This window comes from Pseudomonas sp. Pseusp9 (assembly GCF_059491265.1).
Window position 1 is genome coordinate 3,366,044 of record NZ_CP168500.1, and the last position, 16,943, is coordinate 3,382,986.

General features: G+C 58.0%; 12 protein-coding genes. 5 read left to right on the forward strand and 7 right to left on the reverse strand.

Going from position 1 to position 16,943, the window contains the following annotated elements; translation table 11 throughout:
- Window positions 1–156: 156 nt before the first annotated feature.
- From ACEN8E_RS15100 to ACEN8E_RS15125, 6 genes are all read right to left on the reverse strand, one after another.
- Entirely contained in the window at window positions 157–2,412 is a 2,256-nt protein-coding gene (locus ACEN8E_RS15100; protein WP_495588765.1) for an ATP-binding protein, read from the reverse strand.
- Entirely contained in the window at window positions 2,409–3,182 is a 774-nt protein-coding gene (locus ACEN8E_RS15105) for a substrate-binding periplasmic protein (RefSeq protein ID WP_495588766.1), read from the reverse strand. Before ACEN8E_RS15105 ends, ACEN8E_RS15100 begins: the two co-directional genes overlap by 4 nt.
- A 5-nt stretch (window positions 3,183–3,187) precedes the next feature.
- Complete coding sequence (locus ACEN8E_RS15110) at window positions 3,188–3,904, reverse strand: response regulator (protein WP_495588767.1); 717 nt, start codon at window positions 3,902–3,904, stop codon at window positions 3,188–3,190.
- Window positions 3,905–3,996: 92 nt separating this feature from the next.
- Window positions 3,997–4,644 carry a TetR family transcriptional regulator C-terminal domain-containing protein gene (locus tag ACEN8E_RS15115; RefSeq protein WP_495588768.1) on the reverse strand — a complete coding sequence of 216 codons (648 nt, stop codon included), beginning with the start codon at window positions 4,642–4,644 and terminating at the stop codon, window positions 3,997–3,999.
- A gap of 198 nt (window positions 4,645–4,842) precedes the next feature.
- On the reverse strand, window positions 4,843–5,631 hold the full coding sequence (locus ACEN8E_RS15120; protein WP_495588769.1) for a class II aldolase/adducin family protein: 789 nt from the start codon (window positions 5,629–5,631) through the stop codon (window positions 4,843–4,845).
- 75 nt (window positions 5,632–5,706) lie between these two features.
- Complete coding sequence (locus ACEN8E_RS15125) at window positions 5,707–6,756, reverse strand: ABC transporter substrate-binding protein (RefSeq protein ID WP_495588770.1); 1,050 nt, start codon at window positions 6,754–6,756, stop codon at window positions 5,707–5,709.
- 317 nt (window positions 6,757–7,073) lie between these two features.
- On the opposite strand from ACEN8E_RS15125, the gene ACEN8E_RS15130 reads away from it, so the two are divergent.
- On the forward strand, window positions 7,074–9,035 hold the full coding sequence (locus tag ACEN8E_RS15130) for an oxidoreductase (RefSeq protein WP_495588771.1): 1,962 nt from the start codon (window positions 7,074–7,076) through the stop codon (window positions 9,033–9,035).
- Between the two features lie 185 nt (window positions 9,036–9,220).
- A complete protein-coding gene (locus tag ACEN8E_RS15135) occupies window positions 9,221–9,817 on the forward strand; it encodes a cupin domain-containing protein (RefSeq protein ID WP_495588772.1) in 597 nt (198 codons plus the stop codon).
- Here ACEN8E_RS15135 and ACEN8E_RS15140 read toward each other — a convergent pair.
- Window positions 9,814–10,746 carry a helix-turn-helix domain-containing protein gene (locus ACEN8E_RS15140; RefSeq protein ID WP_495588773.1) on the reverse strand — a complete coding sequence of 311 codons (933 nt, stop codon included), beginning with the start codon at window positions 10,744–10,746 and terminating at the stop codon, window positions 9,814–9,816. The two genes, ACEN8E_RS15135 and ACEN8E_RS15140, sit on opposite strands and share 4 nt — an antisense overlap.
- Window positions 10,747–10,907: 161 nt before the next feature.
- On the opposite strand from ACEN8E_RS15140, the gene ACEN8E_RS15145 reads away from it, so the two are divergent.
- The 3 genes from ACEN8E_RS15145 (at window position 10,908) to ACEN8E_RS15155 (ending at window position 16,942) form a co-directional block, all read left to right on the forward strand.
- Window positions 10,908–12,266 (forward strand): glutamine synthetase family protein, encoded by a 1,359-nt coding sequence (locus ACEN8E_RS15145; protein ID WP_111287332.1) that lies wholly within the window; start codon window positions 10,908–10,910, stop codon window positions 12,264–12,266.
- Between the two features lie 574 nt (window positions 12,267–12,840).
- Window positions 12,841–14,763, forward strand: coding sequence for a hypothetical protein (locus ACEN8E_RS15150; RefSeq protein WP_495588774.1), 1,923 nt, complete (start codon window positions 12,841–12,843; stop codon window positions 14,761–14,763).
- A 1-nt stretch (window position 14,764) separates the two neighbouring features.
- Entirely contained in the window at window positions 14,765–16,942 is a 2,178-nt protein-coding gene (locus tag ACEN8E_RS15155; RefSeq protein ID WP_495588775.1) for a hypothetical protein, read from the forward strand.
- The last annotated feature ends 1 nt before the right edge of the window (window position 16,943 follow it).

The window sequence follows — 16,943 nt, forward strand, 5'->3', positions numbered from 1 at the left end:
CGCAGGGTGGGATCAGCTTTACGGCAATTCATTATTATTATCTCCAATAAGCTTCGAAGACCGCGCTGCGGCGGTTGCGTCGATTATTGGAAAGCCATGTAAGTTCGCGTTGACCGTAAAGATCGAAGTTGTAGAAAGTCGTAACAAACTTGTACGTCAGCTCTGCAACAGGCCTTTCAGAGTGGTCAGCGCCTGCTGCAATTGTTCATCCAGCGTGGTGGTCATGCTGTGGATCGCCGATTCATCGTTGGCCAGGGCCGACGTCTCCAGCGCTCTCAGTGTCGTGGCCAGTGAGCGAAAGCCCAGCGAATCACCGCTACCGGCCAGCCGGTGCGCCAGCTGCGCGACCTCCGTGCAGTCGGCGGCGGCAATGGCTTCCTGCAGCGCATTGCGATGCTGAACAATCGAGTCGCGCAGTACCACCAGCAGCCCCTGGACCTTTTGCTCGCCGAGCAAGTGGCGATGGGTCTGCAACAGCGACCAGTCCATCGCCTCGTCATGCACAAGCGACTCGGCGACGGGTGTGTGCCCTTCCAGCACCTGACGCAGGTTATCCAGCTTCAGGGGTTTGGCGAGGATGCCGTCCATCCCGGCTTCCAGATAACCGCGCACCAGCGCCGGCTGCACGCTGGCGGTCAGGGCGAAAATGCGGGTATGGCGGTTCGCCCCGTCGCTGTGGCGGATCTGCCGGCATAACTCGACGCCGCTGATGCCCGGCAGATGCACGTCCAGCAGCAGCAAATCGAAAACCTGCGTTGCACAGTGTTCCAGCGCCTGTTGCGCCTCTTCGGCCAGCCACACCCGGTGGCCATCCCGTTGCAGCAGACCCATGGCCACTTCGCGGTTGAGCGCCACGTCTTCGACCACCAGGATATTCAGGGCCGGCCCCACCGTGCGAACCGGCGCGACTGCAACCACGGCACTGGCCGGCTCCAGGCAAAGCTCGAACCAGAAGCAACTGCCGCGCCCCACTTCACTGTCCACGCCGATGCAGCCGCCCATCTGCTCCACCAGGTGTTTGCAGATCGCCAATCCCAACCCGGTCCCGCCAAATCGCTGCGCGACTTCTTCGCTGGCCTGGGTGAAGCGCTCGAAGATCTTCGCCTGCATCGCCGGGGCAATGCCGATGCCATCATCCGTGACACTGACCCGCAGCCGTTGCCCGGTTTGTTCGCCCGCTTCGGTGAGAAGCGCCACCTCGACGCTGACTTCGCCGCCTTCGGTGAACTTGATCGCGTTGGCCAGCAGGTTGCTCAGCACTTGACGCAGGAACTGCTCGGCACCGTGGTGGTGCTCGGCAATCCGCTGGTCGACCCGGCAACTCAGGATCGTGTCGTTGTTCAGCGCTCGCGGTTCCAACAGGGTCAGCACCTCATCGAGCAACTGGCGCAGCGAGAAATCCACTGGTTCGGGATGGCTGACGCCCTCCTCCAGTTTGGCGAAATACAGCACCTCGTTGAGGATCGTCAGCAAGCCTTCGCCGGCCTTGTGCAAGGCATCCAGACGTTTGCCGTCCTGGGCATCCAGAGGTGCGCCGCGCAACAGCTCGGCCATGCCGAGGATGCCATTGAGGGGCGTGCGCAGTTCGTGGCTCATGGTCGCCAGAAACCGCGATTTGGCGAGGTTGGCCGCTTCCGCCTCATCCTTGGCCCGCATCAGGCTGGCGGTGCGGCGCTCGACCATTTTCAGCAGTTCGTCACGGTTGTCCTGCAAGGCCAGGCGATCGCTTTCCCGGCGCTCGATGTCCCGCAGGATCGAGCGGCGCATGTCATCCAGTGCGTGGGCCACGGTATCGATTTCGTCACTGCCGCGACGCTTGTCCAGGTGCAAGGGTTCCTGCCATTCACCGGCGGCGATGCGCCGGGCAAACTCGGCCATGACTTTCAGGTGCCGGGTCACCAGTCGATAAAACAAACCCGACAGCGCAATGGCCAGGCCGCAGAGAAACACCGCCATCCATAACAGGCTGGTCAAACCGGTGGCGTAGAGACGCTGGTACACCGCCCCCAGATCCGTGCTCACTTCCAGTTGGCCAAGGTTGCGCAACGGGCCGGACGGCGGCTGATAGTCCAGGGCGAACCGCTCGATGCGCAACGGGCCGACCGGCTCGGGATTGCCCTGCATCAGGTCGAAATCGGCACTGGTCAGGTGCACCCGGGCGACGTCGGAAAAGTCCACCAGCCCGCGCAACTGCACCTTCAACTGTTCCTGGTTCAAGTCCCAGAGGCTGCGCTCCAGGCTGGCCAGGTAACCGGCACGGATCAACTCCATGCGTGAATCGATGTCACGCATTTCCCGTCGATACTCGATGTACAGTTGCACGCTGCTGGCCAGCACGGTGAAGCACAGGCTGAACAACAGAATGAACAGCAGCAGCCGTCGCAGCAGGCCACCGGGACGGGCGCGAATCATTGCGCATCCGCCGGCAGGTTGATCATGTCGCGGTAGGTCACTTCGCTTTCGTTGAGCCAGCGCTCGATGTCACCGGCATCGACCATGCGCTGCAACTGCGCATTGATCTCGGGCATGCGATTGGCCAATGGCGAGTGCCGTGACACCGCGACCCGCAGGTAGTCCACGCTCAACGCCTTGGGCAAGGCAACAATGTCCTGGCCGCCGGGCAGGTTTTCCACGTACAACTGACCGGTGCGCCGTTCCTGAGTGATGAAGTCGATGCGCCCGCGAATCAGCTTGCCGAAGTTCTGGTGGCTGTCGGAAACCCATTCGATGTTGTTGTTGCGCGCAACCATGCGATCGAACGCCACGCCGTAGCTCTCGCCGAACAACAGGCCGCCACGGTAATGGGCCAGGTCGTCCAGTTGTTCGAATTTCACCGGGTGCTGACGGTTGATGAACAGCGCCACTTCTTCACGCAATACCGGCACCGTCGAGAACAGCATGCTCTGCTCCCGTTGTGCGGTGCTGTAGGCCAGCACCACATCGACCCGGCCTTCGGCAGCGTCCAGCAGGCAGCGTTTCCAGTTGCCCAGCACGACCGTCTCGACCTCATACCCCAACTGGCCGAACAAGTGCTTCACCACACTGGGTGCCAGTCCGCGCACCTGCTTGCCGTCGCTCCAGGAGATCGGCGGGTACACCGGGTAATCGCAATAGCGCACCTTGTCCGCCGCAATGGCATGGCTGGCCACCAACACCGCCAGCAGGCAAAGCCAACGCGTCATCGGGATCAGGCCGCCACACCGGCGGTGAACAGGTAACCGGCGCCGTGAATGGTGATGATCAACTGGGGTTCGGCAGGATCGTCGTGCAACTTGCGGCGCAGGCGCCCGACCAGCACGTCGATGGAGCGGTCGTTGGGCACCCATTCGCGGTTGCGGATCTGGTCCATCAACTGGTCGCGGCTGAGGGTGTGGCCGCTGTTGCGCAGGAACACGCTGAGCAACTGGTATTCGCCATGGGTCAACAGCGTTTCACTGCCGGACGCATCGATCAGCCGACGGCGGTCGGTGTCCAGCGACCAGTCGGCGAATTGCTTGACCGGCTTGGCCACTGCGACGGCCGGTTGTGGCGTATGCGCATGACGTACCCGGCGAATCAGGTTTTTCGCCCGGGACACCAGTTCCCTTGGATTGAGGGGTTTGATCACGTAGTCATCGGCGCCGCATTCGAGGCCGACGATGCGGTCGATTTCGTCGTTGCGCCCGGTGATCAGGATGATCCCCACTTCCGAGCGCACCCGCAGCTCGCGGGTCAGGGTCAGGCCGTCCTTGCCCGGCAGGCGGATGTCGAGCATCACCAGGTCCACGGCCTGGCTGGCCAGGAAGGTTTCCGCCAGTTCCGCCGTGGCGGCGCAATGGACGTCGTAGCCTTCCTGGGACAGGTAGGCGTGCAGCAGATCGCGAATCAGCGGATCGTCATCGACGATCAATACCCGAGGAGTCATCGCTTGGTGTCCGGCTCAGGCCCGAAGGCCAGTTTCTTATTAGAGTGTTTTCCCGCATCGGCGCCAGAGAGTATCCATTGCTGAACGACTGATCAACAGTTGCTCGTCTGCAGGCAAAAGCGCTGGCGTCCGCCGGCCTGCAAACCATCGACCCAGGCCTCGCAAATCTGGATGCCCTGCTCCGGGGTGAAGGTGCCGGGGTTCAATCCGGACTCCAGCCACAAACCGTCGAGCAATGCGCTGAGGCTGATGGCGGCAAGGTCGGCGTCGAAGCTTTCCCAGCCCTCCTCCTGGGCCAGTTCCGCCAGCACCTTGCGCAGGATGCCGCGATACTCGCCATAGGAATGATCGTGCGCCTGGTTGATGGCCTCGGCGGTTTTCACCGCGCCCCAGAACGCCAGCCACGCATCGATCAGTTGCGGATCGAGCAGTTCGGCGGAAAACGAACCGCGGAAAAACGCCGACAAGCGCTCCCGGGCATTCGGCGCGGCTTGTTCCATGGCGTCGCGCAGCAGGGTCATGACCCGCCCGGTGATCGCCATGTAGGCCTCGGCCACCAGTTCATCCTTGCCGGAATAGTGATGGCTGATCAGCCCCACCGAGACCCCGGCCTCGGCGGAAATCTTGCGGATCGACGCGCCCTGGAAGCCATGCCGCTTGAGGCACACCAGCGTCGCCTCGATCAGGTTGGCTTTGCGCAACTCCGGTTCCATGCGGGAAAAACGGGCTTCCTGATTCATGGGCGACACGCTCCTTGGGTTCAATCGTTCGAGCCCGCACGGGTGAGCGGCGGGCTGAACGACTGTACAGCAAGAGCGGGGGATGTCTCCAGTCACTTGGCGCGCCCTTCGCGAGCAGGCTCGCTCCCACAGGGGGGAATCAACTGTAGGAGCGAGCCTGCTCGCGAAGGGGCCAGCTCAAACAACACAGAACCCGGATCAGTCCCGATACCCCGGCGCCACCCGCTCCAGCATGCGCAACATTGCCGCCCAGGCCAGTTGCATGGCATCCGGGTCCGCCAGCTCGCCCTCTTCCAGCGGCCGCCCCGGATCATTGAACTGACGCTCGGTGTGCGCGCACACCTCAGCCGATGGCAGCACGACCTCCCCCGCCGCCATGGCCGCCAACTGGATTTCACAGGCTTTTTCCAGGTAGTACATGCGCAGGAACGCCTGGCTCACCGTCTCGCCGACAGTCAGCAATCCATGATTGCGCAGCATCAGGACCGATTTGTCGCCCAGGTCCGCCACCAGCCGTTGCTGCTCGCTCAGGTCCAGCGCGACACCTTCGTAGTCGTGGTAAGCGACCCGACCATAAAACTCCATGGAAATCTGGTTCACCGGCAACAACCCGCACTTCAACGCCGCCACCGCACACCCGGACTTGGTGTGGGTGTGCAGCACGCATTGCGCATCCTCCCGCGCACCGTGGATGGCGCTGTGGATCACGAACCCGGCCGGATTCACCGGGTACGGCGATGGCTCCACGGCGCGGCCATCGAGGTCGATCCTGACCAGGTTGGACGCAGTGATCTCGTCGAACATCAGCCCGTAAGGGTTGATCAGAAAGTGATGCTCCGGCCCCGGAATGCGCACCGAGATATGAGTGAAGATCAAATCGGTCATGCGAAAGTGCGCAATCAGGCGGTAACAGGCCGCCAATTCCTCACGCAGGCGCTGCTCGGTTGCGCTGCGCTCTGGGGCCAGGTGGCTGGCGATTTTATTCATTGTTCTGGTTCTCCAGGCTGATCGGCTGGGGCAGACAGTAAGGCTGGACGCTTCGACACGTCCAGCCATCGGCAGTTATTTACTGGCCCAGGCGTTGAAGCGCTCTTCGAGTTCTTCGCCGTGATCGACCCAGAAACCGACGTTCATCGACAGCGCGCCCTTGAGGTTCTGCGGCGCGGTCGGCACCCATTGCGCCAGTTTGTCGTCCAGCCGTGCGGCGGCCTGGGTGTTGGTCGGGCCGTAAGGGATCTGCTGCACATAGTTGACCTGGGCGTCCGGTTGATTGGCGAAAGCGATAAAGCGCTTGGCCTGATCTACATGTTTGGAGCCTTTGATGATCGCCCAGTAATCCATGCCGTACAGGCTGCCGGGCCAGACCAGGCCGAGGTGGCTGCCTTTCTGCGCAGCGTCGGCGATGCGCCCGCTGTAGGTCGAGGTCATCACCACGTCGCCGGCGGTCAGCCACTGTGGCGGTTGCGCGCCGGCTTCCCACCACTGGATGTAAGGCTTGAGTTCAGTGAGTTTGGCGAAGGCCCGGTCCACGCCTTGCGGGGTGCCGAGCACCTTGTAGACGTCTTCGGTTTTCACGCCGTCGGCCAGCAAGGCGAATTCCAGGTTGTACACCGCGCGTTTACGCAGCCCGCGTTTGCCGGGGGTTTTCTTCACGTCCCAAAAGTCTGCCCACGAGGTCGGGGCCTGGGCCAGTTTGTCGGTGTCGTAGGCAATCGCCACGCTCCACACCAGCGCGGCGGAACCGCATTCCTGTGCCGCTTCGGGGATCAACTGATCGGCGCGCCCCAGGCGCGTCCAGTCCAGGCGCTCGTACATGCCCTCTTCGCAGCCGCGCATCAGGTCCGGGCCTTCGATCTGCACCACGTCCCAATCGACGTTGCCGGTGTCGACCATCACTTTGATTTTGGCCATCTCGCCGTTGTATTCGCTCTGGATCACTTTGCTTTGATCAAGGGCGGCGAACGGTTGAAAGAACGCCACGTCCTGGGCTTTTTGTCCGGCTCCGCCGTAACCGACCACCACCATGTCCGATGCTGCCTGGGCACTGCCCAGGCCCATGGCCACGGACAACACCAAGGGATAAAAACCGTGCTTGAGCGTATTCGATTTCATCAGTGGTTCCTCTGGCAGGTGCCCTGCGGACAAATACCGCCCAGGCCCTTTTTTATTGTTGTGAGGTAAGCCCCGGGAGCGGGCTCGAAGCGAAATTACTGCAAGGCGCAGTAAAAAAACAAGTTGATTTTTTACTGAAGGTAAATTTCTATAGGCCAATAATAACAACGCCGAAAACCTGCTGCCTCTGTAGGAGCGAGCTTGCTCGCGATGGACGTTAACGATGGCGCGTGTTGTCTGGATGAACGCGTCGCCCTCAAGTCCATCGCGAGCAAGCTCGCTCCTACACAGGCCAGCCTGCCTGGAGTACCCGCACCATGCCGTCCTCGACACCCGCCTTCGCGCACCTGTTCGAACCCCTGGAGATCCGTGGCAAGCGCCTGAAAAACCGCATCATGTCCAGTGGTCACGACACATCGATGCCCACCGACAACCTGGTCAATGACCAGCTGATCGCCTATCACCGGGCACGGGCCGAAGGCGGGGCCGGGCTGATCGTGCTGCAAGTGGCCGGGGTGCATGACAGTGCGCGCTACACCTCCCACGTGCTGATGGCCACCGACGATGCGTGCATCGAGGGTTACCGCAAACTGGCGCAAACCTGCCATGCCCACGGCACCGTGGTGCTGTCCCAGGTGTTCCATCCGGGACGGGAGATCATGGAATCCAGCGATGGCTTGCTGGCGGTGGCCTACTCCGCCTCGTCGGTGCCCAACGAACGTTTCCGGGTGATGCCCCGGGCACTGGATCAGGCAATGATCGACGAGATCGTCGCCGGTTACGCCGCTGCCGCCCGACGCCTGCATCAGGCCGGGATCGATGGCGTCGAAGTGGTAGCCAGTCACGGTTACCTGCCGGCGCAATTCATCAATCCGCGAGTCAACCGGCGCACCGATGGCTACAACGGTGATCTGGAACAGCGTTTGCGCTTTCTGCGCGAAGTCATCGCCGCGGTGCGCGGGGCGACTGATGAGCAGTTCATCGTCGGCCTGCGCATTTCTGCCGACGAGCGCGATCCGGAAGGCCTGACCGAAGATGAATCCCTGGCCGCCGTGCAGTTGCTGCAACCGCAGCTCGATTATGTGCACATCGTCGCCGGCACCTCGGCGTCCCTTGGCGGCGCAGTGCACATTGTGCCGCCCATGGCGATCGAAGCGGCGTACCTGGCCCGGGAAGCCGGGACGTTCAAGGCCAGCCTGGACATTCCCTTGTTCGTCACCGGGCGCATCAACCAGCCCCAGGAAGCCGAGCTGATTCTGGCTCGCGGCCAGGCCGATGTCTGCGGCATGACCCGCGCGCTGATCTGCGACCCGCAGATGCCCAACAAGACTGATACCGGCCGCGTCGAAGACGTGCGCGCCTGTATCGCCTGCAATCAGGCATGCATCGGGCACTTCCACAAAGGCTTGCCGATTTCCTGCATCCAGCACCCGGAAACCGGTCGCGAGCTGATTTTTAGCGAACGTAAACCAACGATCAAGCGCAAGCGCATCATGATCGCCGGCGGTGGCCCGGCCGGCATGAAAGCCGCCACCGTCGCCGCCCAGCGCGGACATGACGTGACCCTGTACGAAGCCGGTTCACAACTGGGTGGCCAGGTGTTGCTCGCACAGCTGCTGCCACGACGCAGCGAGTTCGGCGGTGCCAGCACCAACCTGCAGCGGGAAATGGAGCTGGCCGGGGTGCGCGTGGTGCGCAACACACGGGTCAACCGCGCACTGGTGGAACAGGAAAAACCCGACATGGTGATCGTCGCGACCGGTGCCGAGCCATACTGGCCAGCCTTTGAACGCGGTGGTGAGCTACAGGTGGTAGACGCCTGGCAAGTGCTGCGCGATGAAGTTCAGATCGGCCGTTCAGTGGTGGTGGTCGACTGGCGCTGCGACTGGATCGGCCCCGGCATCGCCGAACGTCTGGTGCGCGCCGGGCATCAGGTGCAACTGGCGGTCAACGGTACCCATTGCGGGGAAAACCTGCCGCTGTACGTGCGCGATCAACTGGCCGGCGAGCTGCATAAACTGGGGGTGCCGATCACGCCGTACGCGCGGCTGTATGGCTGCGATGACAACACGGTCTACCTGCAACACACCGCCAGCGGCGAACCGATGCTGATGGAAAACATCGACACCCTGGTGCTGTGCCAGGGTCACCAGCCGGTGGATACCCTGGGTGCCGAGCTGCAAGGGCTGGTGGAGTTTCGCCGCATCGGCGACTGCCTGGCGCCGCGCACCGCCGAAGAAGCGATTTATGAAGGCCTGAAAGTCGCGTGGGAGCTTTAAGGCTGTTTATACTCCGGGGCTTTAATGGCTAACACCCACCCTGTAGGAGCGAGCTTGCTCGCGATGGACTCGAAAACGCCGCGTTGAACCAGACTGCACACGTCATCGTTAACGACCATCGCGAGCAAGCTCGCTCCTACAAGAGACAAGGGATTTGCGCCACTCCTCCCGGTTCGGATTTGACCATGAGCAACAGCACCACCCCACAGCCCGCACCCGGCAACGCCGAACCGCATTTTCTCGGCACGCGCATTCGCGGCCTGCGCAAACGTCGGGGCATGACCCTGGCGGAACTGGCGCAACAGAGCGAACTCACCGCCGGCTACATCAGCCAGCTGGAGCGTAACCTCGCCTACCCGTCGATTCCGGCGCTGTTCAACATTGCCCGCAGCCTCGGTGTCACCATCCAGTGGTTCTTCGCCAGTGAAGCGGTCACCGCGCCAGAGGACGATGGCGTCGTGGTGCGCAAGAGCAGCCGCCTGAACGTGCATTACGAAGACGGCATCGTCGACCAGTTGCTGACGCCGCAAGCCAACCGTCAACTGGAAATGCTCCACTCGCGTTTCCCGCCCGGCACCTACAGCCAGCAAAGCTACAGCCACGAAGGTGAAGAAGCCGGCTACCTGCTGTCCGGCAGTTTCGAGCTGTGGGTTGGCGAGCGTCACTTCCAGCTCAATGAAGGCGACAGCTTCAGTTTTTCCAGCCAGGAACCTCACCGTTACGGTAATCCCGGCGAGGTGGACGCGGTAGTGATCTGGGTGATTACGCCGCCGACGTTCTAACGCCGGCCGCGCCCGACCGGCTGCGCGACACTCGTACGCTTGAGGGTGTCGCTTGGCAATTCCTTGAACAGCGCACGATAGCTGCTGGAAAACCGCCCCAGGTGCCAGAACGACCAATGCATGGCCACTTCGGCCACGGTGGTTTGCGTAGGCGTGCGGCTCAGCAGTTCGCGGCGGGCGCTGTTGAGTCGGCGCAAGCGCAGCCATTGGGTCGGTGCCATGCCGGTGTAGGTCTTGAACGCATGCTGCAACTGGCGCAGTGAAACCCCGGCAACCTGGGACAGCTCCAGCAGGTTGAGGTGTTCTTCCGGGGTGTCCGCCGCCCATTCCCCTACCCGCTTCATGATCGCGCGCTCTGCCGCTCGGCGCTGCAATGCGCTCTGGTCGAGGCCGACGCACGCGTTGTCGAGAATGAACAGACAGTCTTCCAGCAGCTGTTGGGTCAGCGCTTCGCGGCTCGGTGGGTCGAAGGTCTGCGACAGCCGCGTCAGGGTCCCGCTGAGCCACCGGCAGAACAGCGCGTTCTGCTGCGAGTTGAGCGGTGCCATGAATAGCCCTTCGAGCCGGGCGATGTCGAGACTATGACGCTTTACAAACTCCGGACCGAACACCACGGCGATTTCCTGGTAGTTCTCCGGGGTAATCCAGATGTTGCGACTTTCGCCATTCAACACGTACAGCGCGTTGTCGCCACGATCGAAGCAGAACGACAGCGACCCCTGGGGCGCGCTGAAATTCTGCTCGACCCGGGTGTTCATGTGCTCTTCGTAAATCTCCACGCCCTGTAGATCCAGGTAGCGCACCCTGCCTGCGAAATGCCCCGGCGACATCTGTTGGTAATGCTGGACCCAACCCGGCGTGGCGCGGATCTGCTCGGCGACATCGGCGGTATTGAACGCTTGGACCTGGAGTGAATTGCACGTCGACATAAGTGACCTTACGCACTCTTTTGGTGCGCTTTGTGCTGCTTAAAGTGGATAGATGGAACTGCAAGGCTCGCCCAAGATAGACGTCAACGCGCTACAGGGGAAGTGTCCGGCGGATGAAACCGGCCTCTCCTGGCGTTAATAAAACCAATAACGAGGTCTTTATGAATGTCCCTTTCGATCAGCTGTTCACTTGGCTGAAAGATCACAAGATTACCGAAGTCGAGTGCGTCGTCAGCGACCTGACCGGCATTGCACGCGGCAAAATCGCACCCACCAACAAGTTCCTGCATGAGCGAGGCATGCGCCTGCCGGAAAGTGTGCTGTTGCAAACGGTAACCGGGGACTTCGTCGACGACGACATCTACTACGACCTGCTCGACCCGGCCGATATCGACATGGTCTGCAAGCCAGACGCCGACGCGGTCTACGTGGTGCCATGGGCCATCGAGCCGACCGCCATCGTGATCCACGATACCTTCGACAAATTCGGCAACCCGATCGAACTGTCTCCGCGCAACGTGCTGAAGAAAGTCCTGCAGTTGTACACCGACAAAGGCTGGCGCCCGATTGTCGCACCGGAAATGGAGTTCTACCTGACCCAGCGCTGCGAAGACCCGGACCTGCCGCTCAAGGCGCCAATGGGCCGTTCGGGACGCGCCGAAAGCGGTCGTCAGTCGTTCTCCATTGATGCGGCCAACGAATTCGATCCGCTGTTCGAAGACGTCTACGACTGGTGCGAACTGCAAGGCCTGGACCTCGACACGCTGATCCACGAAGACGGCCCGGCGCAGATGGAAATCAACTTCCGTCATGGCAACGCACTGGACCTGGCCGACCAGATCACCGTGTTCAAGCGCACCATGCGTGAAGCGGCGCTCAAGCACAACGTGGCGGCAACCTTCATGGCCAAACCGGTCGGCGATGAGCCTGGCAGCGCCATGCACCTTCACCAGAGCGTGGTGGACATTGCCACCGGCCAGCCAATCTTCGCCGACGCCAATGGCAACATGAGCGAGCTGTTCCTGCATCACATCGGTGGCCTGCAGAAGTACATCCCGAAAGTGCTGCCGATGTTCGCGCCGAACGTCAACTCCTTCCGCCGCTTCCTGCCCGATACCTCGGCGCCGGTGAACGTCGAATGGGGCGAAGAAAACCGCACCGTCGGCCTGCGCGTGCCGACCTCCAGCCCGGACGCCATGCGCGTCGAGAACCGCCTGCCGGGCGCCGATGCCAACCCGTACCTGGCCATCGCCGCCAGCCTGCTGTGCGGTTACCTGGGCATGGTCGAGCGCATCGAGCCGAGCGCAGCGGTACAGGGCCGCGCCTATGAGCGTCGCAACCTGCGCCTGCCGATCACTATCGAGGATGCCCTGACCCAGATGGAAGAGTGCGACACCATCAGCCGCTACCTGGGAAGCAAGTTCGTACGGGGCTATGTCGCGGTCAAACGCGCCGAGCACGAGAACTTCAAACGGGTGATCAGCTCCTGGGAGCGTGAGTTCCTGATGCTGAGCGTCTAAGGATTACGCAGTTCACAAGGGCCTCTTCGCGAGCAGGCTCGCTCCCACAGGGGTATGAATTTCAAATGTGGGAGCGAGCCTGCTCGCGAAAGCGGCCGTGTGAACACCAGAGAATCACCTGAAAAATCCAATAATTCGAAGAGGTGTCGATATGCGTCTATTGAAATCCATGGTCCCGCTCGCGCTGGCAGCGCTGTTCAGTGCCGGTGCCCAGGCTCAGCCACAGGTCAGTGTATGTGGTTTTCTAGACACCCAAAATCTCGAATAGCTTTTTAAACAGCAATTTCAATTAGATACCGAAATTCTAGAAACTCTCATTTGACACCTACTGGCTGTCTACTATTCTACATGTATCTCTGCCTAAAGGCGGTGATCTATGCTCCGACACAAGGTCATAAGCCCCAGTAAGGTACAATTTGAGTCGCCTGACCGCGACAGTGAATGCGGCTACCGGTATACGTCAGCCCACGTCCCCCCTGGCGTGCCCCTGCGCTTTCTTAAAGCGATCATCCTAGCTGTAGAGCGAGTCGGCGCACGCCTCTCAAGCGAGACAATCCCTAAAATCGCCGCGAGCATGAGCGATATTCTGAATTTCCACACTTACGAGGGGATATTTAGTTATCGCGGTTACGGCTGGGATGATGCCCTTTATCTACATCTAATTGCTACGCTCCGTAACGAGAAAGTTCAACAACGCTCCCGTATCATGAGATGGCAAAACATAGAGAAAATTTACAAAGAGCTTGTTCGCTTAGGAGCGATCCCTTCAGGCGTCCATATCCCCTCTGGCACCGTTAGAAACGGCTGTACCGAGGACGCACTCCCACCGATAGGCCATGAGCGCAAGGAAGTTAATATCCCTCTGACAATGGCGGATTTGCTCCCAAAGAGTGAATTGATTGCTGAGGGGTTAGAGCTCGATGATGATGAGTTCATTGACAAGCTAAAAAAACGACTCCAAAACCAAGTCGATACCTACATGACGCACCTCACGGACTACTGGAACAAAATGCGTGATTGCTGGGATATCGGGCAACACATAATTTCCAAAGTACCCGCCACATTATTCGAAGAGCGGCTGGGTCGTGGTGAATTTGTTGTAAACGGCCTTCATATTGCTCATCCAGCGTCTCTGGACGGGATTGCATGGTTTCTTCGTGGGGTGCAGCACTACGCATTCAGTACTTACGAGCTCAGCATGATCAACTTCAACCAGATGATCAAGCTACCTTTCTTCAAGGAGCTGTTAGAAGTTGATGAAATCGAAAGCTTGATCGTAAAAAAACTGCTTGAGGTTTGCGGTGACTCAGCACCGCCCGTCGCCGCAGGCAACAGGCAACCTACGGAAATAGCATCCCGCCTACTTGGTCTTCTGTCAAAGCGGGACTGTGCTACAGCGTGTTGTATTTTGATCACTGAAAACCCGTCATTCACTCCAGATGCAATCGAGAATGCAGACCTGTACACTCAAAATGGAAAGCTCTATCTCAGAGCCCAGACGCTTCATCAGCGGCTGATCTTTAGCGTAAGCAAGCCAAGAGCAGTGAAACGAAAGGTTTCAGTGCTTTCACCGCTAAGTGCTGGGGTGGTCAACGATGTCGTTCACGCAACGTCGCAGATGAGATTGCGCCAAAAATTCTTCCAACAACGGAATTGGCGTAAGCTATTTTTGATGTCTAGCCGAAAAAAGATGAGTTCAATAGCTCGGCCATCATCCATCATTTCCACCGGTAGTGGCATCACGTTATACTCTCTTTTTCAGAGAGAGTTTGAATCCGCGGGAATTGACAAATTAAGCTTTAATTTAAGCACCATGCGCTCCACCCAAGCCATTGTATGCTTCCTGAGTCACGGTAGCATCAAAATGGTGTCCAACCTTCTGAACAATTCTATTCAAGTCGTCAAAAAAAGCTACATCCCGCTGTGGATGATGATTTACTGGGGCAACAGGATACTGCGTTCAATCCAGCAGAAATTGATTATTGTAGCGACCGAAGGTAGCCCATGGCAGACTGAAGCAAGTGACTTTGTCAGCGCTGAAGCACTGCGTAAATTTATCACCAAAATTCTGCGGGAACTCAAGCGCGGAGATGCATTTAGCGAGATGATTCGCGAGCGGTTGGGCAAGTATGCAACTGAACCTCTCCAACAGCCCTATACAGAAACCGACCTTCTGATCCCGCTGGGCATAAAGGAATTAGCGTTTCTCTATGCTTATGCTGACATTGTTGAGCCTCGGAATACTGTTTCGTCAGCAGCGAACGATTACGCCATGACGGATGAGCAAATACGCTCGCTTGTTGACCTTATGCGCCAATGCGACCGAATCCAGGATGATAAATTAAGTGATGCGGATTATGCTGTATTAGCCAACATAGCCGGCGACTCCCGAATGCAATTTCAGCGTACGCACATCGAAGCAACACGTAGGGCCGAAGCACTGAAGCCACTTTTCCGAAACAAGCTACCAATAATTGAGCAGCGCGGAGATATCTGAGATGGTTAAAGGTCGAGGTTCCAGAAAGACCTATCATCCAGATGATCATGCTGAAATCCTCATTCAACAGGCAAGATCGGAACTTGAGTTACGTAAAGGCACCAGGTCGCTGTATCACACGCCGTGGCTCAAAGAAGGCGAAATAGGAAGTAGCGAGTGGGTATCACAGGTGCCTAATAGTGATAAGACACTAATCCATAGTTTCGATCGTGGCTTGGCAGATGGATCGAATCTCTTGGATAATCAAAACCATTTGTTGCTGGAAGCTATTCAAAGGTCAGCGATTTTATCCAGGAATGGAGTCACGACCCAAGGCCATATGACCTCGAAGCATTGGACTTCCAATTTGCTCACGACGATAAATTTTGCAAGTTGGGTGGCTATGCATCGCTTGCGTTTCCAGCCCGAGCTGTATGGATTTTCTCGCGTAAACCTTGATGACTATAAAGCATTTCTAAACGATTTTTCTAAAGGCGGCTGGACAGTCGCGCTGAAATGCCAGGAGCGCATTATAGCTCACTTCTACAAAAATATCGATTATCCAAAACCCCTTGAGGAAACTTTATCAAATCTTCAAAATTTGGATCAAGAATTTATCCAGAGGGTATGTGACTGGCTGGCTAAAAACAACCTGTACTATATAAATGGCAGTAAACTCGGCAGCATATCCAGGCGTTACTTATATGAGCATGTAGGGCTGCCAGGCACCGCAGGAAACAAGCAAATCACCGTTTTCTTACGCCAGTTTGAGCCACATCTCCAAGGTGAATTGTTGACACCATCGGTGCAGCGAGGTCTCCCATCTCATCGCGCGCAGCCCCTGTCCTCAGTCAGTGCTACTGAAAACGGCACTAGTAGGCGAACTTTCACTGAAGTTCATTCAGCTATCAGTGATCTATTCAAAAGCCAACCTCATTTGTCCGCTATCGTTCCTGCGATCGAGTATCACCGAAAAGAGGCACTATTACTTCTCAATCACGCCCTATCCCGAGGGGAGCATACAAGGTTAATTCCGTTAACGATTGGCATGCACGCCCTGAACATGGCATGCAAATGGGTGCTGGAATTTGGCCCCACCCTCGTACAGGCTACGATTTACTACGCAGAAGCGTTTAGTCGCATTCCCGACACGGGACCAGACCCGTGGAAATTAAGAAATGATATATTTCAAGATACTATTGGGTCGTGGGAATATTATGACTACGAGAGTGATCGCAGCATACCTTTAGTTGACGCATTGAATATCAAGCGCTTCAGCACCAGAGTCCGTTACATCTGCAATCCGATAACAACAGACTTCCACCTGTCATTGCAGGCTTTCATAGGCGCTTGTGTGGTATTGATCGGCCTCCTTAAACCCATGAGGGATCAAGAGATCATGCACCTTCCTCGCAATTGCTTCGGCGTTGCGACCAATGGCGGAAGTGAATTGACCCACGAGCAATTGAAGGCAGGGATATTAGGTATAAATCCAGACATTACACGTGCCATTCCGAGTATAACTGCTCGCGCTATCCAGCTCCTTCAATTATTGGGATCGAACCTCAAAGACATCTATCAAGACGATGGCAAACACAGCGATCTTCTTTTTTATTTCCCGCTAAGAGGTTTGAGGCCACCTCAATCGGCGGAAGGTCTTCGGGATCGTATAAACGCCTGCCTTGACCAATTCTGCAACATGATTGAGATCCCTCTAGATAAAGCCGGACGCCGGTGGTACATCCGAATTCACGAAATGCGGAAATTTTTTATTCTAGTATCTCACCGTCATGGCGGCGAACAACTTAATCAGCTTCTGCGATCCCAGGCAGGACATAAAGACGAAAGCTATCTTGCCAGCTATACCGCGCCCGAGATATCTGACGAGGACTATGTACGATATGAATCGGAGTGTATCGACGACAAAATAATCGCCTTGGAAGCCGGATTGCTCCGGGAGGAGGAAAACGAAGGACTAGTTACGCTCTACAATGCAGCCTGCAAGTCCTTTAACGTCACTAGCATATTATCAATTCCACCTGTTGAGGTGACAAGGATATTGTCTCACATGCGTTCCCGCGGCGACTATACTGTGACTACCTACTCTGCCACACTTGAAGATTTTGACGGATCAGTCGAGACAATGGATTTTGCAATCAAATACGGCGAAAAATCAGATGCGAAATTCAACAAGAACTAAC